23 protein-coding genes are annotated in these 22,713 nt (G+C 66.7%); 10 read left to right on the top strand and 13 right to left on the bottom strand.

All coding sequences use genetic code 11. The annotated features are described in order from the left end of the window. The 8 genes from V7Q81_RS06550 to V7Q81_RS06515 all read left to right on the top strand — a co-directional run. The coding region (locus tag V7Q81_RS06550; RefSeq protein ID WP_333841138.1) for a Lon protease family protein at positions 1–2,084 on the top strand (2,084 nt) is incomplete at its 5' end. Then, positions 2,081–2,869 (top strand): hypothetical protein, encoded by a 789-nt coding sequence (locus V7Q81_RS06545; protein WP_333841136.1) that lies wholly within the window; start codon positions 2,081–2,083, stop codon positions 2,867–2,869. The genes V7Q81_RS06550 and V7Q81_RS06545, both read left to right, overlap by 4 nt. A 9-nt stretch (positions 2,870–2,878) precedes the next feature. Then, a complete protein-coding gene (locus V7Q81_RS06540) occupies positions 2,879–4,513 on the top strand; it encodes a cation:proton antiporter (protein ID WP_333841134.1) in 1,635 nt (544 codons plus the stop codon). Between the two features lie 12 nt (positions 4,514–4,525). Beyond that, complete coding sequence (locus V7Q81_RS06535) at positions 4,526–5,407, top strand: universal stress protein (RefSeq protein WP_333841133.1); 882 nt, start codon at positions 4,526–4,528, stop codon at positions 5,405–5,407. 82 nt (positions 5,408–5,489) lie between these two features. Beyond that, positions 5,490–6,614 (top strand): transaldolase, encoded by a 1,125-nt coding sequence (gene tal / locus V7Q81_RS06530; protein WP_333841131.1) that lies wholly within the window; start codon positions 5,490–5,492, stop codon positions 6,612–6,614. A gap of 109 nt (positions 6,615–6,723) precedes the next feature. Then, on the top strand, positions 6,724–9,111 hold the full coding sequence (locus V7Q81_RS06525) for a phosphoketolase family protein (protein ID WP_333841129.1): 2,388 nt from the start codon (positions 6,724–6,726) through the stop codon (positions 9,109–9,111). Positions 9,112–9,326: 215 nt separating this feature from the next. Further along, positions 9,327–9,716 (top strand): STAS domain-containing protein, encoded by a 390-nt coding sequence (locus tag V7Q81_RS06520; RefSeq protein WP_333841128.1) that lies wholly within the window; start codon positions 9,327–9,329, stop codon positions 9,714–9,716. Between the two features lie 40 nt (positions 9,717–9,756). Next, entirely contained in the window at positions 9,757–10,188 is a 432-nt protein-coding gene (locus V7Q81_RS06515; protein WP_333841126.1) for a universal stress protein, read from the top strand. Positions 10,189–10,234: 46 nt separating this feature from the next. Here V7Q81_RS06515 and V7Q81_RS06510 read toward each other — a convergent pair whose 3' ends face one another. Beyond that, the gene (locus tag V7Q81_RS06510; RefSeq protein ID WP_333841124.1) at positions 10,235–11,260 is read right to left on the bottom strand and encodes a thioredoxin family protein; all 1,026 of its coding nucleotides are present in this window, start codon (positions 11,258–11,260) and stop codon (positions 10,235–10,237) included. Positions 11,261–11,457: 197 nt separating this feature from the next. On the opposite strand from V7Q81_RS06510, the gene V7Q81_RS06505 reads away from it, so the two are divergent. Continuing rightward, the gene (locus V7Q81_RS06505; protein WP_333841123.1) at positions 11,458–12,255 is read left to right on the top strand and encodes a 5-formyltetrahydrofolate cyclo-ligase; all 798 of its coding nucleotides are present in this window, start codon (positions 11,458–11,460) and stop codon (positions 12,253–12,255) included. A 29-nt stretch (positions 12,256–12,284) separates the two neighbouring features. Here the strand turns inward: V7Q81_RS06505 and V7Q81_RS06500 are convergent, their stop codons facing one another. The 12 genes from V7Q81_RS06500 to V7Q81_RS06445 form a co-directional block, all read right to left on the bottom strand. After that, entirely contained in the window at positions 12,285–12,899 is a 615-nt protein-coding gene (locus tag V7Q81_RS06500) for a flavin prenyltransferase UbiX (RefSeq protein WP_333841122.1), read from the bottom strand. Beyond that, the gene (locus V7Q81_RS06495; protein WP_333841121.1) at positions 12,896–13,453 is read right to left on the bottom strand and encodes a Gx transporter family protein; all 558 of its coding nucleotides are present in this window, start codon (positions 13,451–13,453) and stop codon (positions 12,896–12,898) included. The genes V7Q81_RS06500 and V7Q81_RS06495 overlap by 4 nt, the downstream gene beginning before the upstream one ends. Then, entirely contained in the window at positions 13,434–13,829 is a 396-nt protein-coding gene (locus tag V7Q81_RS06490) for a NusG domain II-containing protein (protein ID WP_333841120.1), read from the bottom strand. Before V7Q81_RS06490 ends, V7Q81_RS06495 begins: the two co-directional genes overlap by 20 nt. 19 nt (positions 13,830–13,848) lie before the next feature. Further along, on the bottom strand, positions 13,849–14,685 hold the full coding sequence (rapZ, locus tag V7Q81_RS06485; protein WP_333841119.1) for an RNase adapter RapZ: 837 nt from the start codon (positions 14,683–14,685) through the stop codon (positions 13,849–13,851). A gap of 58 nt (positions 14,686–14,743) precedes the next feature. Then, entirely contained in the window at positions 14,744–15,694 is a 951-nt protein-coding gene (hprK, locus tag V7Q81_RS06480; RefSeq protein WP_333841118.1) for an HPr(Ser) kinase/phosphatase, read from the bottom strand. Then, positions 15,663–16,148 carry a PTS IIA-like nitrogen regulatory protein PtsN gene (gene ptsN / locus V7Q81_RS06475; protein ID WP_333841116.1) on the bottom strand — a complete coding sequence of 162 codons (486 nt, stop codon included), beginning with the start codon at positions 16,146–16,148 and terminating at the stop codon, positions 15,663–15,665. Before ptsN ends, hprK begins: the two co-directional genes overlap by 32 nt. 114 nt (positions 16,149–16,262) lie before the next feature. Then, the gene (gene hpf, locus V7Q81_RS06470) at positions 16,263–16,586 is read right to left on the bottom strand and encodes a ribosome hibernation-promoting factor, HPF/YfiA family (RefSeq protein ID WP_333841114.1); all 324 of its coding nucleotides are present in this window, start codon (positions 16,584–16,586) and stop codon (positions 16,263–16,265) included. 13 nt (positions 16,587–16,599) lie between these two features. Beyond that, positions 16,600–18,039, bottom strand: a complete 1,440-nt coding sequence (locus tag V7Q81_RS06465) for an RNA polymerase factor sigma-54 (protein WP_333841113.1) — start codon at positions 18,037–18,039, stop codon at positions 16,600–16,602. 54 nt (positions 18,040–18,093) lie between these two features. Continuing rightward, a complete protein-coding gene (gene lptB, locus V7Q81_RS06460; protein ID WP_333841112.1) occupies positions 18,094–18,816 on the bottom strand; it encodes an LPS export ABC transporter ATP-binding protein in 723 nt (240 codons plus the stop codon). Between the two features lie 44 nt (positions 18,817–18,860). Then, a complete protein-coding gene (gene lptA, locus V7Q81_RS06455) occupies positions 18,861–19,442 on the bottom strand; it encodes a lipopolysaccharide transport periplasmic protein LptA (protein ID WP_333841111.1) in 582 nt (193 codons plus the stop codon). Further along, positions 19,420–20,031 (bottom strand): LPS export ABC transporter periplasmic protein LptC, encoded by a 612-nt coding sequence (gene lptC, locus V7Q81_RS06450; protein ID WP_333841109.1) that lies wholly within the window; start codon positions 20,029–20,031, stop codon positions 19,420–19,422. The genes lptA and lptC overlap by 23 nt, the downstream gene beginning before the upstream one ends. Further along, positions 20,028–20,552: a KdsC family phosphatase gene (locus tag V7Q81_RS06445; protein ID WP_333841108.1), complete on the bottom strand. Its 525-nt coding sequence runs from the start codon at positions 20,550–20,552 to the stop codon at positions 20,028–20,030. The genes lptC and V7Q81_RS06445 overlap by 4 nt, the downstream gene beginning before the upstream one ends. A 142-nt stretch (positions 20,553–20,694) precedes the next feature. On the opposite strand from V7Q81_RS06445, the gene V7Q81_RS06440 reads away from it, so the two are divergent. After that, on the top strand, positions 20,695–22,668 hold the full coding sequence (locus V7Q81_RS06440; RefSeq protein WP_333841107.1) for a monovalent cation:proton antiporter-2 (CPA2) family protein: 1,974 nt from the start codon (positions 20,695–20,697) through the stop codon (positions 22,666–22,668). Positions 22,669–22,713: the final 45 nt, after the last annotated feature.

Genomic DNA, 22,713 nt, shown 5'->3' with positions numbered 1-22,713 from the left:
TGGCGATTCCGGCCGCGTTCGAAAGCGAGGAATACCGCACCCGCGCCCAGCAGATCGAGGTGGAGTACGCCGAGCGCGAGGCGGCGGCCCTCGAGAAACTGGGAGAAGAGGCGACGCGGGAGGGAATCGTGCTGCTGCGAACACCGGGTGGCTTTTCCTTCGCACCCACCAGGGGCGGCGAGGTGATCGCCCCGGAAGACTACGAGCGGCTTCCGGAGGAAGAAAAGAAGCGCATCGAGGAGGTAATCGGTCGGCTGCACGAACGGCTTGCTGCCATCGTTCATCAGAGCCGGCAGTGGCGCAAGGAACGACGCGAGCGCATGCGCCAGCTCAACAGCGAGGCGGTCATGTTCGCGGTGGGCCACCTCACGGAGGAGCTTAAAGAACGTTACGGCGATCTGCCCGAGGTGCAACGCTATATCGATGAGGTCCAGTCCAATGTGGTGGAGACCATGGATGAATTCCGCAAGCCGGAGGAGCGCCCCCTCGCCGCGCTCGGGGCGCAGGTCACCGAGACACCGCCCTTCCGCCGCTTCGAGGTCAACGTCCTGGTGGACCACGGCGAGCAGGGCGGCGCGCCCCTCGTTTTCGAGGACCACCCCACGTACCAGAACCTGGCGGGACGCGTAGAGCACATCGCCCACATGGGCGCCCTGGTCACGGACTTCACGCTGATCAAACCCGGCGCGCTGCACCGCGCCAACGGAGGCTATCTCCTGCTGGACGCCCATAAGCTCCTCGCCCAGCCTTTCGCGTGGGAAGGGCTCAAGCGCGCTCTTTCCACGCGGGAAATCCGCATCGAATCGCTCGGGCAGATCTACAGTCTCGTGAGCACCGTGTCCCTGGAACCGCAACCCATACCCCTCGAGGTGAAGGTGGTCCTTTTCGGCTCCCGACTGCTCTATTACCTGCTCCAGGCCCACGACCCGGACTTCGGCGAACTGTTCAAGGTGGCTGCAGACTTCGAGGACGAACTGCCGCGTACCCGGGATAACGAGCTGCTCTATGCCCGTCTCATCGGTAGCATGGCTCGCCGGGACCGCCTGCTTCCCTTCGACCGGGGGGCTGTGGCCCGGCTCATCGAGCACAGCGCGCGTCTCGCAGGCGACCGGGAAAAACTCTCGGCCCACGCCCAGAGCCTCAAGGACCTGCTCGCCGAGGCGGATTTCCTGGCCCGGGAGGCCGGGCGCAAGGCGGTGAGCGCCGAAGACGTGCACGACGCGGTGCAAAACCAGATCGGGCGTGCAGACCGGCTCAAGCGACGCATCCAGGAGGAGATTCTCCGTGGCACGGTGCTCATCGACACCCACGGGGAGCACATTGGCCAGGTGAACGGTCTTTCGGTGTTTAGCCTAGGCAACTTTTCCTTTGCCCGGCCCACCCGCATTACCGCCACCACACGCCTGGGGGAGGGCGAGGTGGTCGATATCCAGCGCGAGATCGAGCTGGGCGGTGCGATCCACTCCAAGGGTGTGCTCACCCTGTCGTCGTTCCTGGCGGCGCGCTTCGCGGCGAACCAGCCCCTCTCCCTTTCGGCGAGCATCACCTTCGAGCAGACCTATATCGAGGTGGAGGGTGACAGTGCCTCCCTCGCCGAGCTGTGCGCCCTGCTCTCGTCGCTCGCCGGGGCGCCCATCCGCCAGTCCCTCGCGGTCACCGGCTCGGTGGACCAACATGGGCGGGTGCAGGCGATCGGCGCGGTCAATGAGAAGATCGAGGGCTTTTTCGACATTTGTCGGGAGCGGGGGCTGACCGGCGACCAGGGGGTGTTGATTCCCGCCTGCAACGTCAAGCACCTGATGCTGCGTCGGGACGTGGTGGAGGCGGCGGCGGCCGGGAAGTTCCACGTTTATCCGGTGCAAACCGTGGATCAGGCCATCGAACTGCTGACTGGAATCGCGGCGGGCGCACCGGACGAGAAGGGCGAACTTGCACCCGACAGCATCAACTACCGGGTCGCGCTGCGGCTGATGGAGCTGTCCCAATTGCGCCGGATGTATTCGGCACCGCTCAAGGAAGCGCGCCGCCGACGCAGAGTCGCCCGCGGGCCTGCCGCGGCGAGGAAGGGCGGAAGACCCGCATGACCGAATGGAGAGATGAGCTCGCCGGCGGCCGGATCGTCGTGGCGCTCGATGACGCGGCCCTCGCTGAGTGGACGCTTCGCTTGGCGACCAAGCTCGCTTCAGCGTTGCGGGCGGAGCTGTCCGGCCTATTCGTGGAGGACGTCGATCTGTTGCGCCTGGCGGGCCTGCCGATCGCCAAGGAATCGGGCTTTGCCATGCCTGCTCCGCGGCGTGTGGCGCCGGCCGATGTGGAGCGCGCCCTCAGGCTACAGGCGCAGCAGGTGAGGCGTCTGCTGGAGGAGGCCGCGGTCCGGGTACGGATACAGTGGTCGTTCCAGGTGGCTAGGGGTCGGGTATGGGATGCTGCCCTCGCCCGGGCAGGGGAGCGGGATCTCGTGCTGCTCGCCCGGCGCTCGCTGGGGCAGACCGCAGGCGCCGCCAGCGGGGAAGAAGCGCCCAGGGCCGTGCTCGCGCTGTTCGACGGTGAGGCAGCCGCGTATCGAGCCCTCGGCGCGGCAGCGCACCTCGCGCATGCCACCCGGTGCGGCCTCGGCGTGCTGATCCCGGCGGAGAATTCCCAGGCGTTCCAGCACTTGCGGGAGAAGGCCGACCGCTGGCTGGAAGAGCGGGGCTGGAAGGCTGAGGGCTGCCAACGGATCCCCGCGGCGCTCGCTACGACGCTCGCGCGCGCTACCCGGGAGCGTCGCAGCGCAGCGCTGGTCGCGCCGGGCAATGCGCTAGCCGGTGAAGGAACGCTCAGGGAGTGGCTGCGGGCGATTCCATGTCCGATGCTGGTCGTGCCGTAAGGCAGCAGGATGAGCGTGTACTACGAGTTCGCCCTCCTGCTCGCCGTGTCGGCCGCCGCCGGCACCTTGGCGGTGCGGCTCAAGCAGCCGCTTATTGTAGCCTTCATCCTGGTGGGGATCTTGGTGGGGCCGGCTGGCCTCCAGTGGGTGCGCAGCTACGACGAGGTGGCGCTGCTCGCCGAGATCGGGGTCACGGTCCTGCTGTTCGCGGTGGGGCTCAAGCTGGACCTGCACCTGGTGCGGCATCTGGGGCCGGTGGCTCTCGCCACCGGTCTGGGACAGCTCGGTTTCACCATCGTGTTCGGCTACCTGATTGGCCTGGCCTTGGGAATGGATCATCTGGAGGCGGTCTACGTCGCCGTCGCCTTGACCTTCTCCAGCACCATCATCATCGTCAAGCTCCTTTCCGACAAGCGCGAGATCGACTCGCTGCACGGGCGCATCGCCCTTGGGTTTCTCATCGTACAGGACGTGGCGGTGGTACTCGCCATGATGGCGATCGGTACCCACGGCGCGGCCGGGGCGGCCGGAGACGGAGGGGAGCTTCTCGCGCGGCTGGGAATCAAAGTGGGCGGACTGGCGCTCTTCATCTTCGTGGCCATGCGCTCGCTGCTGCCGCGCTTGCTCCACGTCATGGCCCGATCCCAGGAGCTTCTGCTGCTCTTCGCCGTCGCCTGGGGCGTCGCCTTGGCTTCGGCCGGGGACTGGCTCGGCTTCGGAAAGGAGGTGGGTGCCTTTCTCGCGGGTTTCTCTCTGGCTTCCACGCCCTATCGGGACGCCATGGCCACCCGGCTCGTGAGCCTGCGGGATTTCCTCCTGCTCTTTTTCTTCATCGATCTCGGGGCCAAACTGGAGCTGCCGGTTCTCGGTGAGGAGCTCCCGGCGGCGGTGGTGTTCTCTCTGTTCGTGCTGGTCGGAAACCCCCTCATCGTCATGGCCATCATGGGTTACATGGGCTATCGCAAGCGTACGGGCTTTCTCGCTGGACTCACGGTGGCCCAGATCAGCGAGTTCTCCATCGTTTTCGTCGCCATGGGCATTTCCCTCGGCCACGTGGGGCCCCAGACCCTGGGGCTCGTGACCCTGGTGGGTTTGGTGACGATCGCCCTATCCACCTACATGATCCTGTATTCCCAAACCCTCTATGATTGGGTGGGGCGCTGGCTGGGGGTGTTCGAGCGGCGCCATCCATTTCGCGAGGCGGCGGTGGAGCGCGTCGCAGCGTCGATCCATCAGACCGACGTGATCGTGTTCGGGCTCGGCCGCTACGGGCGCCGGCTGGCCGAGCTGTTGCGCGACCAGGGCGTCGCTGTGCTCGGCGTGGACTTCGACCCGGAAACGGTACGGTCCCGGCGGCGGCAGGGCTTGCGGGTGATTTTCGGGGACGCAGAGGATCCCGAGATACCCTCCCTGCTCCCCCTCGACCACGTCCGCTGGGTGGTGAGCACGCTGCCTCAGCGGGACGTGAATCTAGGGCTGCTCAGGGCCCTCAAGCGCCATGGCTTCCGGGGCACGGTGGCGATGGTGGCCCATGACGAGGAGGATGCCCGGGCGCTGCGGGCGGCGGGCGCAGATCGGGTGCTCACGCCATTTCGCGACGCGGCCGATTACGCCGCGGGCGTCATTGCGAAAGAGCTCACTTGAGGAGGGAGTAGCATGGGCGAGCCTCAGAACTTCTTGGCAGCGACGGACTTTTCCGAACGGGCCGATAGGGCGGTCGAGCGCGCGGCGGGGCTGGCCGCACGCCACGGCGCCCGGTTGCTGCTGCTGCACGTGGTGGAGCGCTACCACCTGGAGGTCCTGCGGCGGCTCGCCACCGCCGGGGCGGGGCCGTTGCCGGAGCTCAAGGAGCGGGCGCGGGAAGCTCTCGCCGAGCGCTCTGCCCGGCTCGCCCAGACCCACGGGATCACCGTGCACCCGGAGGTGGTGGTTGGGCGGGTATACCAGGAGATCGCCGAACGGGCCGGTGCGTGGGGCGCCGCCCTCACTGTGATCGGCGGGCACGGGGAACACTTTTTTCGCGATCTGGTTCTGGGCGCCACGGCCCAGAAGGTGGTACGTCATAATGAGGGTCCGACCCTGGTGGTCAAGCAAGGGGCGGCGCAACCCTACGGACGCGTTCTGGTGCCGGTCGACTTCTCGCCCGGCTCCGGCGCTGCGCTGCAGGCCGCACGGCGCCTGGTGCCCGAGGCCGCCATCACGATTCTCCACGCCTTCGAGCTGCCCTTCGAGGGCAAGCTGTTTTACGCCGGCGTGGACCGGGAAGTGGTGGAGCGATACGTGCAAGCGGCCCGGCGGGAAGCCCAGGCGGATCTGGATGCCTTTCTGCGGGAGTGGGGGGCCGAGGGCGAGCGCCCGGGGACGAGGGTGGTTCATGGCTACGCCCCCGAAGTGATCGTCAACACCGCGCGGCAAGACGCCTTCGACCTGGTGGCCGTCGGCGCCCACGGCCGCTCGGAGCTGGCGCGCTTCGTGCTGGGCAGCGTCTCCCTGCACGTGGTGATGGAGGCGCCATGCGATGTCCTGGTGGTCAAATAAAGCGCGCTGAACTCCCGTGTTCGGCCGTGGTCTGCCGTTGTGGTGAGGCAGAGAAGGCCACCGGATCCGAGGGAGGAATCCTATGAATCCTTTGAGGCAACTGGAGCAGTTCGGGCAATCCTTCTGGATCGATTCCATTTCCCGCCATCTCATCGCCTCTGGCCAGCTCGCCCGGCTCATCGCTGAGGACGGGCTTAAGGGACTCACCTCAAACCCGGCCATCTTTGAGCAGGCCATCGTCCAGGGCCGGGAGTACGCCGCCGCCATCCGGCAGGCCTTGGAAAAAGGCGACCCACGCCCGGAGGAGCTTTACGCAGCGCTCGCCATGGCCGACATCCGGGATGCGGCCGATCTCCTGCGACCGGTGTTCGATGCGACAGGGGGGCGCGACGGCTACGTGAGTTTGGAGGTCTCTCCCCACCTTGCCCACGACACCCGGGCCACCATCGAGGAAGCTGAGCGGTTGTGGCGCCAGGTGGATCGCCCCAACCTGATGTTGAAGGTGCCGGCGACGCCGGCGGGGCTGCCGGCCATCGAGACCCTCATCGCCGATGGGATCAACGTCAACGTGACCCTGCTTTTCTCCCGGGCCGTGTATCGGAAGGTGGCCGAGGCGTACATGACAGGCCTGGAAAGGCGCGCGGCCGCGGGCTTGGCCCTGGAACCCGTGGCGAGCGTCGCCAGCTTCTTCGTGAGCCGCATCGATACGGCGGTGGACGGATGGATCGAGGAGCGGCTGCGGGGCGCGCTGCCCGAGGCGCAGCGCAGCCGGCTCGAGAGACTGCGGGGGCAGGCGGCGATTGCCAACGCCAAGCTGGCGTACCAGGACTACAAGAGCCTCGTTGCCTCGGAGCGCTGGCAGCGGCTCGCGGCCCAGGGCGGGCGCACCCAGCGCCTGCTGTGGGGTTCTACCAGTACTAAAAACCCCGCCTACCGGGACGTGCTGTACGTGGAGGAGCTGATCGGTCCGGACACCGTGAACACCATGCCCCCCGCCACCATCGACGCCTTCCGCGACCACGGCCGGCCGCGGGCGAGCTTGGAGGAAGGCGTGGAGGAGGCGCGGCGCCTCCTGGAGGCGCTGGCGGAGGCGGGCATCGCCCTGGAAGAGGTCGCCGACCGGCTGTTGGACGAGGGGGTGCGACGCTTTGCCGAGGCCTACGACCGGCTACTCGCCGCCGTGTCCCGGGCGCGCCACGCGGCGTGATGACCGCGCTACTTGCGACGACATCGAGCCATGCGATGCTGGGCAAGGCAAAAGCGCTTCCGCGGAGCGCTTTTGTGCAGGTCGTTACTTTCAAGGGAAGGATGAGCGCATGAACGAGATTGCGACGGCGAGCGGGGTAGCCGGACCCCTTGCCCCCGACGAGCTGCGGCGCATCGATGCCTATTGGCGTGCCGCCAACTATCTCTCCGTAGGGCAGATCTATCTCTACGACAACCCCCTGCTGAAAGAGCCTCTGACGCTTGCCCACGTGAAACGCCGGCTTCTGGGCCACTGGGGGACCACGCCAGGACTGAACTTCATCTACGCCCATCTCAACCGGGCGATCCGACTTCATGACTTGGACATGATCTTTGTCTGCGGGCCAGGCCACGGCGGGCCCGCTCTGGCGGCCAACGCCTGGCTCGAGGGCAGCTACAGCGAGCTTCATCCGGCGCTATCCCAGGACGAGGAGGGAATGCGGCGGCTGTTCCGGCAGTTTTCCTTTCCCGGCGGCATCGGCAGCCACGCGACACCGGAGATTCCGGGCTCCATCCATGAGGGCGGCGAGCTGGGCTACGCCTTGGCCCACGCTTTCGGTGCTGCTTTCGATAATCCGGGGCTGATCGTGGCCTGCGTGGTGGGGGACGGAGAGGCGGAAACGGGACCCCTTGCCACCGCCTGGCATTCCAACAAGTTCCTGAACCCGGCGCGCGACGGGGCCGTGTTACCCATCTTGCACTTGAACGGCTACAAGATCGCCAACCCCACGGTGCTCGCGCGCATCCCCAGGGACGAGCTGCAATCCCTCTTCATCGGCTACGGCTACCAGCCCTACTTTGTCGAAGGTACGGAACCCGAGCCCATGCACCAGCAGATGGCAGCAGCGCTCGATCGCATCGTTGGCGAGATTCGCGAGATCCAAGAGCGCGCGCGGAGCGGGCGGCTCGCTCCGCGCCCGCGCTGGCCGATGCTGATCCTGGTGAGCCCCAAGGGCTGGACCGGTCCGAGGGAAGTGGACGGAAAGAAGGTCGAAGGCTTCTGGCGCTCCCACCAGGTGCCGCTCTCCGGTCTCGCCCGGAATCCGGAGCATTTGAAGCTGCTGGAACGCTGGTTGAAAAGCTACCGGCCCGAGGAGCTGTTCGACGAGCACGGACGGCCCAGGCCCGAGTTGACGGCGCTCGTGCCCTCGGGGGAGCGGCGCATGGGGGCCAACCCCCATGCCAACGGGGGGCTGTTGCTGAAGGCGCTGCGGCTTCCCGACTTCCGCGACTACGCGGTGGACGTTCCCCACCCCGGGCGCACGGTGGCGGAAGCAACCCGAGTGATGGGCCGCTACTTGCGCGACGTGATGAAGTTGAATAGCGAGGCGCGCAACTTCCGCGTGTTCGGGCCTGACGAGACCGCCTCCAACCGGCTCGACGCCCTGTTCGAGGCGACCGATCGGGCTTGGATGGCCCAGATCCTGCCCGAGGACGAACACCTTGCCCCCGACGGGCGGGTGATGGAGATCCTTTCCGAGCACACTTGCCAGGGATGGCTGGAGGGCTACCTCCTCACCGGGCGCCACGGGCTGTTCTCCAGCTACGAGGCCTTCATCCACATCGTCGATTCCATGTTCAACCAGCATGCCAAGTGGCTCAAGGTGGCCAAGGAGGTCCCGTGGCGGCGCCCCATCGCCTCCCTCAACATCCTGCTCACCTCCCACGTGTGGCGCCAGGACCACAACGGGTTCTCCCACCAGGACCCGGGATTCATCGATCTGGTGGTGAACAAGAAGGCGGACATCGTGCGCGTCTACCTGCCCCCGGACGCCAACACCCTGCTCGCCGTGACCGAACGCTGCCTCGAAAGCCGCAACCTGGTGAACGTGATCGTGGCGGGCAAGCAGCCCGCGCCCCAGTGGCTGGACATGGACGCGGCGGTGAAGCACGTGGCGAGCGGGATTGGCATCTGGGCCTGGGCGAGCAACGATCAGGGCTCGGAGCCCGACGTGGTCATGGCCTGCGCGGGCGACGTGCCGACCCTGGAGACCTTGGCCGCCGTGACCCTGCTACGCCGCTACGTGCCGGCGTTGAAGGTGCGGGTGGTGAACGTGGTGGACTTGATGACGCTGCAGCCCCAGGAAGAGCATCCCCATGGCCTCTCGGACCGGGAGTTCGACGGGCTCTTCACGACCGACAAGCCCATCATCTTCGCCTACCATGGCTACCCCTGGCTCATCCACCGGCTCACCTACCGGCGCACCAACCATAAAAACCTCCACGTGCGCGGCTACAAGGAGGAGGGTACCACCACGACCCCCTTCGACATGGCGGTGCGCAATGACCTGGACCGCTTCCACCTGGCCATGGACGTGATCGATCGGGTACCCAAATTGGGCTACGCCGCCGCTTACGCCAAGCAGGCGCTGCGGGACAAGCTCATCGACCACCGGCACTACATCGAACGGCACGGAGAAGACATGCCGGAGGTGCTCGACTGGACCTGGCCGGAGTAAGCCCTCCGAAAGCCGGCACGTGCGCGAAGCGCGGGCGAAAAGCCCTGACCGGTGAAATGCCTGGACGATCCCGATAGGGACATGCGAGAGGGTTGATCTGGATCAAGGCCGAGCCCGGGAAACCGGCTAGGCTTGCCGTCAAAAGGCCGAGGGGTCCCTCTTCCTGGCCCCTTCCGAAGCTCTCGGCCTGGGACGAACCGCACCGAGGAGGGATCGTGGCACCGTCCGTATACTGCTATTACAGAGCCGGTTCCATCACGCTGCGCGTCAGGGGCGCTTTCGACCGCCAGGCGTGCGAGCAGTGCATTGGCGCCTACGAGCGGGTCGCTTGCGCGTGGCGCAAGCAGCTCATCGTGGTTCTCGAAGAGTTGGACAAAGTGGAAGAAAGAGCCCTGGAAACGCTGCTCTACTTCTGCGAGCGCTCCCTCAACCCTTACCGGGAAATCCACCTGGTCCGCTGTGACCCGCTGGTGGCCCAGGTCTTGCGCAACGCGGGACTGGCGGCGTACTACCACATCCGGGAAGAGCCGCTACACTATGGGGTGAGGCTCAAGCGCCTGCCTGTGCGACTCGCGCAGGAGCACCGGATCAGGGAAGGGGGCTAATTCGGCGACGGAGGCGGCGCCACGCATCGGGAGGAAGAGAATGTACCAACGGATATTCGTCCCCATCGACGGCAGTTCGGCCTCCGAGGCGGCGCTCGCCGAGGCGATTCGCTTCTCCAAAACCCTGGGGGCCGTGCTGAGGCTTGCCCATGTGTACGAGAGCTTGCGCCACACCAGCACCGAGGGTCTCATCGACCTCACCGAGCGGCTCAAGGAAGAGGGGAAGTTTCTCCTTGCCGAAGCGCAGAGACGGTGCGCCGAATCGGGAGTGGAGGCGGACACCGTGCTGGTGGACGCTGCGGGTCGGCGCATCGCCGCCGCCCTCGTGGAGGAAGCGACCCGCTGGGGCGCGGAGCTCATCATCATGGGCACCCACGGCCGCCACGGGTTCGAGCACCTGATCCTGGGCAGCGTGGCGGAGGGGGTGGTCCGGCGGGCGGCCGCGCCGGTACTGCTGATCCGCGCCAGGTAGGCTGGCGCACCGGGCTTACGCCTGCGGCGCCGGTCGCCGCGGCTCGCTACCAGATGGAGACTGTCTTACCCTCTGCCCGCAGGCGGTCGGCCCGCGTCTGGAGAAAGCGCTGGAAGTTGGGCTGATCCTGGTAGGCCTTGCTCGCCACATAGTCGAGGGCGGTCTGGAAGTGAAAGGGCCGCAGGTACGCTTCCACCCGGAACACTTCGCGGCCCCGCTCGTCGAAGAACACCACGGACGGGGCGAAGCCGACTTTGAGCTTGCGCCCCCATTCACCCTCGGTGAGTCGCTCCCCGGTGGGCGTCACCAGGGGCTGCGTGCCCAGCAGGTTCACTCGCGCCACGTCGAAGCGCTGGATCAGGGCCAGGGTCTCCGGTGCCTTGAAGGTGACCGTGTGGAGCTCATCGCACGGAGCGCAGTCCGGCTGCTCGAACAGCACTGCCAGGGGGCGGCTTGCCGGCACCTTGTCCCGCTGCAGGACGAGGGGGGGTTTCATGAAAAAGGCCTGGTCGCGCAGCTTGCCGCCCTGGGCGCCGGTCGCTTTGGCCAGGTACTCGGGAAAGCTCATCCGGGTCTCTAGCCGCTGGCTCACGTAATCCAAGGCAGCCCGGAACTTGGGGGGCGGGTAATAGCCGTTGGCGCGCAGCACCACCTCGCCCTTCTCATTGAGGAACAGGAGCGTGGGCGTGAATTGCACTTTGAGGTGGGCGGCAAACTCCTTTTCGCTGCGCTCCTTGCCATCGATCCAGGTGACCGGGCGATCCCCCCAGATGTTGATGGCGATCACGTCGAAGTGCTTGCGGGTCACCTCGACGATGTCCTTCTGGGTGAAGTTCACTTCCATCAGGGTCTTGCAGTAGGGGCAGCCGTCCTGGCCGAAGTACACCATGAGGCGCTTGCCTGCGGCGGCGGCCTCCCGGAGGTCTTCCTTGAAGTCCAGGAAGCTCACCTTGAACCAATCGGGAAGGTGGATTTCGTTGGGGCTCGCGAGTCCTGAGGCTCTTTCCGCGGCCCAGACCGTGCTGGCCCATGCGAAGAGCGCGGCGGCACAGAAACGCAGGGCTTGTCTCATCGTTTCCTCCTCTCAAAGCTTTCTCGATACGCTGCGGAGGCTCAACTCATTCCCGGCCATCGGGCGGTCGAAGCAAACCAGCCCCTTCCCGCGCAGCGGCTGCGGGCCTGATATTTCTTGGACGCGCGCTCAAGGCGGCGGGTTCGGGTTTCCGGCCCTTGAGGTTATACTCTCACATTTAAGAGCTTTAGCGCTTTATGATGCCACAAGAGGCTGCCGAGACGGATGGCTTGCCGCCGCCCCCGGGGGGACGCCCGCCCTCGCCCGAGGCGGTGGCGGCTTGGCGGCGGCAGCTCCGCCCGCTCCTCATCGCTCGGCGCGCCCGCCTGGATCCAGCAGTGCGCAGCCGCTGCCAGGCCGCCATCACTCGCCTCATCGAAGAGACATTCCCCATCGGCCGGGGATGGCTCGTGGGTGTGTGTTGGCCGTATCAGGGGGAATACGACGCCCGCTTTCCGGCCCGCACCTTTCGCCGCCGGGGCGCGGTCACGGCGCTGCCGGCCGTGGTGGACAAACGCGGTCCCTTGGAATTCCGGGTTTGGTGGCCCGGTGCCCCCACCCGGGCTGAAGTGTTTGGTATTCCGGTACCGGTGGGTACCCCCGTGGTCAGTCCCCACGTGGCCTTTGTTCCTCCGGTGGCCTTTGACAACCGGGGTTACCGCCTGGGCTATGGCGGCGGCTACTTCGACCGGACCCTGGCCGCCGCCCAGCCAAGGCCCATCGCCGTCGCGGTGGCCTACGAGATGCAGCGGCTGCCGGAGCTCTATGCCCAGCCCCACGACATCCCCATGGATTTCATCGTGACGGAAGCGGGCGTGCGCCTGGTGGACGGGGAAGGGGCCCGGTTCGTTGACCCGCCCACGGCCCGGGCCCACTTCGCAGCGTTGGCTCGGGCTCGGGGCCTGCCCCAGACCGATCCCCCCCTCACGGAGGGAGAGCTGACGTCCCCGCCCTGCTATGCACGGGATTTTCCAGGCTATTTCGGGGAGGGATGAGCCTGGCGCCCCGGGAGCCGGGCCGAAGCTTAGGCCCCTGCCGGGGGTGCGCCCCAGCGGGTCATCAGGGTGTTGGCCACGCCCAGGTGGTCCAGTACCCGGGCCACGACGAAGTCGACCAGGGCCTCCACCGTGGCCGGTCGGTGGTAGAAGCCCGGGTTTGCGGGAAGGATGACTGCTCCGGCCCGGGCCAGCTTCAGCATGTTTTCCAGGTGAATCGCCGACAGGGGCGTTTCCCGGGGCACCAGAACGAGGGGACGGCGCTCCTTGAGCATCACGTCGGCGGCGCGCTGGATCAAGTTCTCCGCCAGGCCTGCGGCGATCGCGGCGAGGGTTCCCATGGTGCAGGGGCAGATGACCATGGCATCGGCCGGGTTGGAACCGGACGCAATGGGGGCAAACCACTCCTCCCGACCGAAGACCTGCAGCTGCTGTGGTTCGGCATGGAAGCGCTCGGCAAGCCACGTCTGGGCTTCCGCAGCTCGGCCGGGCAGGCTGAGGTCCATCTCCTGGCGCGCCACTACCTGGGCCACCTGGGAATAAATCAAGTACACCCGCACGCCGGCGCCGATCAGACACTCGAGCAGCCTCATTCCATAGGGCATGCCCGAAGCGCCGGTAAAGGCCAAAGTGACTGTCTTCACCGGGCCCCCGCGGCAGGGGAAGCAAGGACAGGGGCGGTTGGGCCGGGGTTTGCGAGCAGCCGTGCGGCCACCAGCCCGTTTACGGTGCCGAACACGGTCGCGGCCAGGGCGAACACCGGGGAGAGCTTGAGCACCGCGCTCCCCGGCAGGAGCCAGAGCGTTGCCAGGGCGAGTTGGCCCGCCACGTGGGCAAGAGCAGCGATCACGCTGTGGGATACGGGGCCGAACCAATGCCGAGGCAAACGGCAGGCCAAGGCCAGGGCCCCGAGGCTCGCGCTGGCGCCGGCCAGGCTTAGGAAAAAGCCCGGGGTGAGGAAGCTGCCGAAGGCGATCGCCGCCGCCACTACCCGCAGGAGGGAGACCCAGGCCGCCGTGGAGAACCCGTAGCGCGTGAGCACCACCAGCACCACGAGATTGGCGAACCCTGGCTTCACGCCGGGAATCGGGGTGGGGATGGCGGCATCCACCAGCGCCAAACCCATCGCCCAGGCGGCGAGCCGGGCGACGCGCCGGTCTTCCGCGGTGACGGCAAGCTCAATAGGCGAGGGAGTCATAGCGTCGGGCCGCTCCCGTAAGCTCCACGCTCACCTCGTTGGGAAGGCATACCGCCACGTCGCCAGGCTGGGCCAGCCAGCCCCGCTTGACGCACAGCTGGAGCGGGCTGGGGTCGGCTTCCACCCGCACCCGGCCTTCGGCCACCCGGATGCGGGTTTCACCCAGGGGCCCGGGGACGCGGATCACGCGGTCTCGATGGAGGTCCAGCTCGGCAAACACCTGCCCCCCCGCCCGGACCAGGGCCCGCTCGGCCGTCCCGGGGCGCCAGGCGTGAATGGCGAGGAGCGCGGTCAAGGTCGCGGCGGAAGCGATCACCAGGACGTCGCCTGCTTTCACCGGCAGCCTGAAGCACACGGAAGCGATACGCCCAAGCATCCGACTACTTTAGCACGGGTCAGGAAAGCTCCCGATGGCGCACCAGCACCTGGTACTCGGGGCGGAAATGGGCGGCGAGACGTTCCACCATGTACACCGACCGATGCTGGCCGCCGGTGCAGCCCAGGGCCACCGTCAGATAGCTGCGGTTGTCCTGAATGAAGCAGGGGAGCCAGTTGGAGACGAAAAGACGGATGTCGGCGAGCATGCGCGCCACATTGGGGATGCTCTCGAGAAAGGCGATCACCTCGGGGTCCTTGCCGGTTAGGGGCCGCAGCCGCGGATCGTAATGGGGATTGGGCAGGCAGCGCACATCGAATACCAGATCCGCGTCCAGGGGGATGCCGTGCTTGAAACCGAAGGACTGGAACAGCAGGGTCAGCCGCGAGCGGTCGATGTGGATGAAATCCTTCACCCAGCTGCGCAGCGTGTTGGGCGAAAGCTCGCTCGTGTCGATACGGTGGGCGCCATCGGCGATGTCGGCCAGCAGCTCCCGTTCCCGCTCGATGCACTCGGGAAGGGTGAGCTCTCCGCGGGCGAGCGGATGGCGCCGACGCGTCTCGGAGAAACGCTGCACCAGGGTTTCCGTGTTTGCCTCGAGAAAGAGCAGCCGCGCGTCCACACCCCGCGCGCGCAGGGCCGCGATCTGGGCTGGCAGCAGCTCCAGCCCGTCGCCGCTTCTCGCGTCGATGGAGACGGCCGCGCGGGCGTAACCGTGACGCTCGAAGTAGGAGGCCGTCTCGGGAAGGAGCCGCACGGGGAGGTTGTCTACGCAATAGTAGCCTGCGTCCTCGAGCACCTTGAGGGCGATGCTTTTGCCTGATCCGGAAAGGCCGCTGATGAAAATGATCTGCATGGGCAGAGCCACGAAGAAGCCGGAAGAACGCGTTCGGCGGACCCGGGTCTCCCCGACCTTAATCGTCCGCCTCTGGCGGGGCACCCTCGTTCGTCATGTGGCGCTCGTGGCGCCGGATGAATTCCCGCGTGCTGTCGTAGCCGCGCAACTGCAAGATGGTGTTGCGCACCGCCGCTTCCACCAGCACGGCGAGGTTCCTTCCGGCGGCGACTGGGATGTTCACTCGCCGCACGGGAACGCCCAGCACTTCCTCGAAGCTCGCCTCCAGGGGCAGCCGCTCCATGGAGGCGAGGTCTGTACCTGCGGGCCGCTCCAGGTGAACGATCAGCTTCAGGTTCATTTTCGGCCGCACCGAAGTCTCGCCGAAGATGGCGCGGATGTTGAGGACTCCGAGGCCGCGTACCTCGAGGAAGTCGCGCAGCAACGGCGGGCAGCGCCCCTCCAGCGTCTCGGGTGCGACCCGGTAAATTTCCACGATGTCGTCGGCCACCAGCCCGCTGCCGCGGGAGATGAGCTCCAGGCCGAGCTCGCTCTTGCCCACGCCCGAGTCTCCCGTGATCAGCACCCCCATGCCCAACACGTCGAGGAACACGCCGTGCATGGACACCGACGGGGCGAGGGCCTTGTGCAGGTAATGCCGCAGCAGCCACATGAGCTCCAGGCTCGCCTGGGGCGAGGCGAGCAGCGGCGTGGCCGTCTCGTCGGCGAGCCTTTTGAGAATCTCCGGCGGCTGCTCGCCACCGGCCACGATGAAGCACACCGTTCCCGTCTCGAACAACTGGTGCAGGGGCGCCGCGTCCAGGTGGGAGATGTAGTCCGTCTCCGAGGTGGATAGCACCTGGATCCAATTGGGATGGATGAAGTTGAGATGACCGATCAGGCCCTTGGTGGAGTGCAGGATCGCCTCCGAGTCGAGGAATTTGGACGCGCCTTCCCGTCCCGCGATCCAGCGCAGGGCAAGTTTCTCTCGGTTGTCCTCAAACAGCCGCGCTACGCTGACTCGGGGCATGCGGCTCCCAGTTTTCGAACAGCAGATGCACGTCGTGGGGAGTCTTGGCCGCGAGCAGCTTCTCCCGGAACGACTTGTCGCTGAACATCTGCGCCAGCTCGGAGAGGATCTGCAGGTGCTGGTCAGTGGCTCGCTCTGGCACGAGCAGCACGAAGATGAGCCGCACCGGCTTGTTGTCCGGGGCATCGAAGGCAATGGGTTCGCGCACGCGCACGAACGCCCCTACCGCCTCCTTGAGCCCCTTGATGCGCCCATGGGGGATGGCTACGCCTTGGCCCAGGCCGGTGGAGCCGAGCTTCTCGCGCGCGAACAGGCAGTCGAAACAGAGGCTGCGGGCAATGTGCATCTGGTTTTCGAACAATAACCCTACTTGTTCGAAGACGCGCTTTTTGCTGGCACACTCCAGGTCGAGGAGGATGTGGGATTCGGGAAGCAGCTTGGCGATCAGGTTCATGATGCGTCGTCAGAAAAGATCGCGGCCCGGCGGATGCGGGAACCTACTGGCACCCGGGCTGTGCGGTTCCCCTTCCGCGGGCCGTCGAGGACGGTCTCCACAGCTATCTATTATCTATTCACCAGGCATCTGCTTCAGACTCGCGCCGTTGCGCCGGTCGACCTGCTTTTCCTTGTGGCGCAGCACGGTACGGTCGAGCTTATCCACCAGGCTGTCGATGGCGGCGTACATGTCTGTGTCGTCGGCTTCGGCAAAGAGATCTTTGCCGCGCACGCGTACGGAGGCTTCCGCCTTGTGTCTTGCTTTTTCCACCGAGAGGATCACGCTCACGTCGATCACATGGTCGAAGTGGCGGGTGACCCGCGCAAGCTTCGAGGTCAGATAATCGCGGATCGCCGGCGTCACGTCGATGTGATGTCCGGTCACGGTGAGGTTCATGACGTCTCCTCTGTCAAAGGGATTTACGCAGGTTCGCCGGAAGGATCTGCATCGACTCGCGGTACTTGGCGACGGTGCGGCGCGCCACCATGATGCCTTGCTGACCGAGAATCTCGGAAATCTGGCTGTCGGAGAGGGGGCGGCGGGAATCCTCTGCGCTCACCAGTTGCTTGATGAGGGCGCGGATGGCGGTGGCGGAACAGGCGCCGCCCGTCTCTGTCTGCACGTGGCTGCCGAAGAAGTACTTGAGCTCGTAGGTACCCCGCGGGGTGAGCATGTACTTCTGGGAGGTCACGCGCGATACGGTGGACTCATGCAGCCCGAGTGTCTCGGCGATCTCCCGCAGCACCAGCGGGCGCATGGCCACTTCGCCATGCTCGAAGAAGTGCCGCTGGCGGTCCACGATGGCCTGGGAGACTCGCAGGATGGTGTCGAAGCGCTGCTGCACGTTTTTGATCAGCCATTTCGCCTCCTGGAGCTGGGCTGCGAGCTGCTGGTGGCTCGCGTCCCGGTTGCGGCTCAGGATGTCGGCGTACATGCGGTTGATGCGCAGTCGGGGCATGGCCTCAGGGTTCAAGCTCGCGACCCAAACTCCCTTCACTTTCTTGACGACAACGTCTGGCACCACGTAGCGAGTTTCCACCTGGGCGAAGTCCGAACCCGGCCGCGGGTTAAGCCGCGTGATCAGGCTCTGCACCTGCCTGAGGCAGGCGTCGTCGCAACCAAGGAGGCGCTTTAGCTTGTTGTAGTCCCGAGCGGCCAGTGTTTCCAGGTGGTTTTCCACTACCGCGAGCGCCTCTTTCAGATGAGGCGTCTCCTCCGGGAGGGCCTTCAACTGCAGCAGCAGGCATTCCTTGAGGTTGCGCGCGCCGACGCCCGGGGGGTCCAGGTTCTGCAGGTGCCTCAAGGCGATCGTGAGCTCGTCTCGCTCCACGCCCAGCTCCGGCGGCAGCAGGGCCAGCAGTTCGTCCAGGTCCTGGGTAAGGTAACCATCGTCGTCCAGCGCGTCTACTAGGAGCTGGGTGAGCCGGCGGTCGCGCTCGGAGAGCTTGGTGAGGCTCAACTGCCAGTTGAGGTGCTCACGCAGGGTGGGCGTGCCGGCGGCAAGCTGGGGATAGCCCGCGTCCTCGCCGTCGTCCCGGGAACCGTGGTAGGAGCCCTCGTCCTCGAGCCAGCCCGAATCCGGGGCGACGATCGGGTCCGAGGTTTCCGCGCCCGCCCCGGGCACCGCCGTGTCCAGGGACTCGGTGGGCAGCGCCGAGCGCTCGGAAGCAAACGCGGGCGAGGACTCTTCGTCTTCCTCCTCCCGCTCGAGCAGAGGGTTTTCCTGCAGGATGCGCTCCACCTCCTGGTTCAGCTCCAGCGTGGAGAGCTGCAGGAGCCGGATGGACTGCTGCAACTGGGGCGTCAGCGCGAGATGCTGCGTGAGCTTAAGCTGCAGGGAAGGCTTCATGAGGCCGGAAGGCAGTGCGGAATGAAAGTTGCTCTGGTGGCTTAACGCTATGAATTATAGTCTGAAATTCTCGCCCAGATAGACCTTGCGAACGCTCTCATTATAAATGATTTCCTCCGGTTTGCCGTTGGCCAGGACCAGCCCTTCGTTGATGATGTAGGCGCGATCGCAGATGCCCAGGGTTTCGCGCACGTTGTGGTCGGTGATCAGGATGCCAATGCCCCGCTCTTTCAGGAAACCCACGATCTTCTGGATGTCCAGCACAGCGATCGGGTCGACGCCGGCGAAGGGCTCGTCGAGCAGGATGAAGCGCGGGCGGCTCGCCAGCGTCCGGGCGATCTCCACGCGCCGGCGCTCGCCGCCGGAAAGGCTCACGGCGGGGCTGTCGCGCAGGTGGGTGATGTGCAGTTCGTGGAGCAGGTCCTCCAGCTCGTTTTCCAGTTCGTCCGGGTCGTCGGTGTGCAGCTCCAGCACCGCGCGGATGTTGTCGGCCACGTTGAGACGCCGGAAGATGGAGGCTTCCTGGGGCAGATAGGACAGTCCCAGCCGGGCGCGACGGTGGATCGGCATATGGCTGAGCTCCCGGTCGTCCAGGAAGATGCGGCCCCGGGTGAGGGGCACGAGCCCCACCATCATGTAGAAGCAGGTGGTCTTGCCCGCTCCGTTGGGACCCAGCAGGCCCACCACCTCACCGCTTGCCACCTCCAGGGACACATCCTTGACCACCGTGCGGGAGCGGTAGCGTTTTTCCAGTCGCTCGACCCTCAAGGTGCTCATGGTGTTTCCATCGCGATCACGGAGCGTGGCGGCGCGAGCGGGCTTCAGCGCGGGCGGCCGCTCGCGCGCTCCTCGCCGTCGCGGCTCTTTGGCTGGATCACGGCGCGCACCCGGCCCGAGGAGCCGCCCCCGGTGCTCTCGCCCTTGACGGAGCCCAACACGCGGAACAGCTCGGTTTGGGCGTTGTAGGAGATGTAGCTTCCCCGTACCTCGTCCTGGCCGCGGCGCATGCGCGCGTCCTCGAACAGCTCTAAGGTCTCGGTGCGGCTGTCGTATTCCATGCGCTTCGCCCAACCCTCGATCCACTCGTCGGTACCCTGCCGCTTTTGGCGGAAAGAAGCGGGGTCGCCGTAGGCCACGCCGCGCTGGAAGCCGTCCGTGCTCTGGGTCACCACCAGGCGATCGGCGCGGATAGTGAGCGTGCCCTGGGTGAGCACCACGTTGCCGGTGAACACCGCCGTCTTCTTGGCGTCGTCGAAGGTTCCGCTGTCCGCCTCCAAATGAATCGGCTGTTCCCGGTCTGGCTTCAAGGGCTGCGCGTAGGCGACCCCACAGGCGAGCAGCGTCGCGGTGAGGAGCCGTACGAGCCATGCTCTGGCCCGATCAACGCCCGTTCGCCAGAGCATATTGGCCTTTGACCTGGTGGATCGTCACGGTTCGCGTTTTCTGGTCGAATTCTAAGCCAACGCCGTGGATCACGGTATTCGCGTCCTCGAGCGTCACGGGCTGATCGGTCTTGGCCCGTTCCTCACCGGGGAGGATGTGGAGGTAGCTGGTGGTGAGCACCGCGCCCCCCTCCTCGATGCCACCGCCCCGCTCGATGCGCACCTCGTCCATCAGGTACACGTGCTCTGCGTCGTCGGTGATCATTCCCCGGCGGGCGGAAACGCGCACCGGAGGCTTTCCCGGCTCGGTAATCAGCACCCGCGGCTCCTCCACATGGGCCGTGTCGTCGTCCGGGTAGTGGACCAGCCGCCGGCCCGTGATCACGTAGCGAGAGCGGCCGTCGGGACCGAGCTGCACCGCGGAGAAGCCCTCGGCGATGAAGTCCGGGTCGTGGCGCAGGGCAGCGGTGAGATCCGGCGCCGGCGGTTGCACCGTGCGGTCCAGCCAGTACGTGAGGGCCGCGAGCGCCACGAGCAGCAGCAAGGGAAAAAAGGAAGCCAGGCGGTCCAGGGCGCGCAGGTGATCCACGGCGAGGGTTGCGGCGCTCAACGCAGGTAAGGCGCGAGAGCGCCGTCCAAGGTGCCCTGGGCCCACATGATCAGCTCACAGGCTTCACGTACCGCGCCGCGACCGCCCTTCGCCTGGGTGACGAAGTGGGCGTGGCGCTTGACCAAGGCCGGCGCCTCGGGCACGGTGATGGCCAGCCCGCAGCGGCGCATCACCGGCAGGTCCACGACGTCATCGCCCATATAGGCCGCCTCGCGCCCTTCCAGTCCCATTTCCCCCAGCAGCTTTTCCAGCACCGAGGCCTTGTCCTCGACGCCCTGGAACAGGAATTCCACCCCCAGGTTGCGCGCCCGCTGCTCCACCAGCCGGGAGCTGCGTGCGGTAATGATGGCAAGATGCACCCCCGTGGCGGCGAGCAACTTGAGCCCGTGGCCATCCAGGGTGCCGAACGCCTTCAGCGCGTCGCCTTCCTCCCCGTAGTAGAGCCGCCCATCGCTCAGCACGCCGTCCACGTCGAAGGCGGCGAGGCGGATCAAGCGGGCACGGGTGAGCAGCGGGTTCATGCAACGAACGGCGGCGGTGCAGGGCAGCCCATGGGAGGGAGAAGGCTCGGTGCGCGAGGCGGTTCGCAAGTATAGCAGAGCCCGGGCGGGCACCGTCCGGGCGCTGCCCCAAATCCCGGCCGCTAGGGCATGATTACGGCCCATGCTCCACGACACCCTCCAGATCGCCCTCACCGTCCTCGCCGCCGCGGTGACGGTGGTGGTGGCGGCCCGCCGCCTCGGCTTGCCGCCCCTCCTGGGCTACCTGCTGGTGGGCATCCTGGTGGGGCCCCACACCCTGGGCTGGGTGGCGGAAAGCGCCGAGGCGAGCTACCTGGCGGAATTCGGGGTGGTGTTCCTCATGTTCACCATCGGGCTGGAGTTCAGTCTGCCGCGCCTGCGCACCCTGCGGCGGGAGGTGTTCGGCTTCGGTGCCGCCCAGGTGGTCTCCACCGTCGTGCTGGTCATGCTGCTCGCCCTCGCCTTGGGGGTCCCGTGGCAGGCGGGCTTCGCCATCGGCGCAGTGCTCGCCATGTCCTCCACCGCCATCCTGGGCAAAATGCTGGCCGAGCGCTTCGAGCTCAACGCTCCCCACGGGCGGGCTATCATCGGCGCCGCCTTGTTCCAGGACCTGGCGGTGGTGCCCCTCCTGATCGCGATTCCCGCCCTGGCCCGACCAGGGGAGCAGCTCGTCTGGGCCCTTGGCCTGGCGGTGGTCAAGGCGGCCCTGGTGCTGTTCGTCATCCTGGTGCTGGGACAGCGGCTGATGCGGCCCTGGTTCCACCTGGTGGCGCGGCAGAAGTCCTCCGAGCTTTTCATCCTCAACCTGCTGCTCACGGTGCTGGGGCTCGCTTTTCTCACCCAGCAGGCGGGACTGTCGCTCGCGCTGGGGGCGTTTCTCGCCGGCGTGCTCATTTCCGAGACCGAGTACCGCTACCAGGTGGAAGAGGACATCCGACCGTTCCGCGAGGTGTTGTTGGGTTTCTTCTTCGTCACCATCGGCATGCTCCTCGACTGGCGGGCGGTGCTCGCCAACTGGAGCTGGGTCGCGGCCACCGTTGCCCTGCTGGTGGTGGCCAAGGGCGCCCTCATCACGGCCCTTGCCCGGCTGGCGGGTGCCGATTCTGGCGTGGCGCTGCGTACCGGGCTGGCGCTCGCCCACGCCGGTGAGTTCGGCTTCGTGTTGCTGCAGCTCGCGGACCGCCACGCCGTGGTGGATACTGCCGTCATGCAGGCGCTGCTCGCCGGCATGGTGCTCTCCATGCTGGCGGCGCCGTTTTTGATCCAGTACAGCGAGCCCCTGGTGCGCCGCTTTGCGTCCGGAGAGTGGATGGCGCGCGCCCTGGAGCTCACCCGCATCGCGGTGCAGACCATGAGCACCGAGGGGCACGTGATCATCTGCGGCTACGGCCGCAGCGGCCAGAATCTCGCGCGGATGCTGGAGCGGGAGGGGGTGCCTTTCATCGCCCTTGACTTGGACCCACAGCGCATCCGGGAGGCCGCCGCCGCAGGCGAGAGCGTGGTCTACGGGGACGCGGCGCGTCGCGAGGTGCTAATCGCTGCGGGCTTGAAGCGCGCCAGGGCCCTAGTGGTCACTTACGCCAACACGCCCTCCGCGCTGCGCGTCCTGGCGGCGGTGCACCAGGAGCGGCCCGATCTTCCCGTGCTGGTGCGCACTGTCGATGACAGCGACATCGACCTCCTGCTCAAGGCCGGGGCGGCCGAAGTGGTGTCCGAGATCATGGAAGGGAGCCTGATGCTGGGCTCCCAGGCCCTTTTGCTGGTGGGCGTGCCGCTCAACCGGGTGCTCAAGCGCATCCGCGAAGCGCGCCGGCAGCGCTATGCCTTGTTCCGGGGTTTTTTTCGTGGCGAGAGCGACGAGTCCCTGGACTCGCCCGAGAAACCCCAGCCGCGGCTACACAGCGTGCTGATGGCGGCAGGCGCGGCGGCCATCGGACGGAGCCTGGAGGAGCTGCGGCTCGAGGCGCTGCAGGTGGAGGTCACCGCCATCCGCCGGCGCGGCATTCGCGGGCTCGCGCCGACGCCGCAAACACGCTTGGAGGAGGGCGATGTGGTGGTGCTGCTGGGAACCCCCGAAGCCCTCGCCGCTGCCGAAATGCGGCTCTTACAGGGATGATGGACAAACCGGCCTGGCTTTACAGGGCACGTGGCGCCGCTGGGT

Origin of the sequence: Pelomicrobium sp. (genome assembly GCF_036803785.1) — a bacterium.
Lineage (GTDB): Bacteria > Pseudomonadota > Gammaproteobacteria > Burkholderiales > UBA6910 > Pelomicrobium.
Note: the sequence above shows the minus strand (reverse complement) of the source record. Positions and strands in the feature narration are given on the sequence as shown.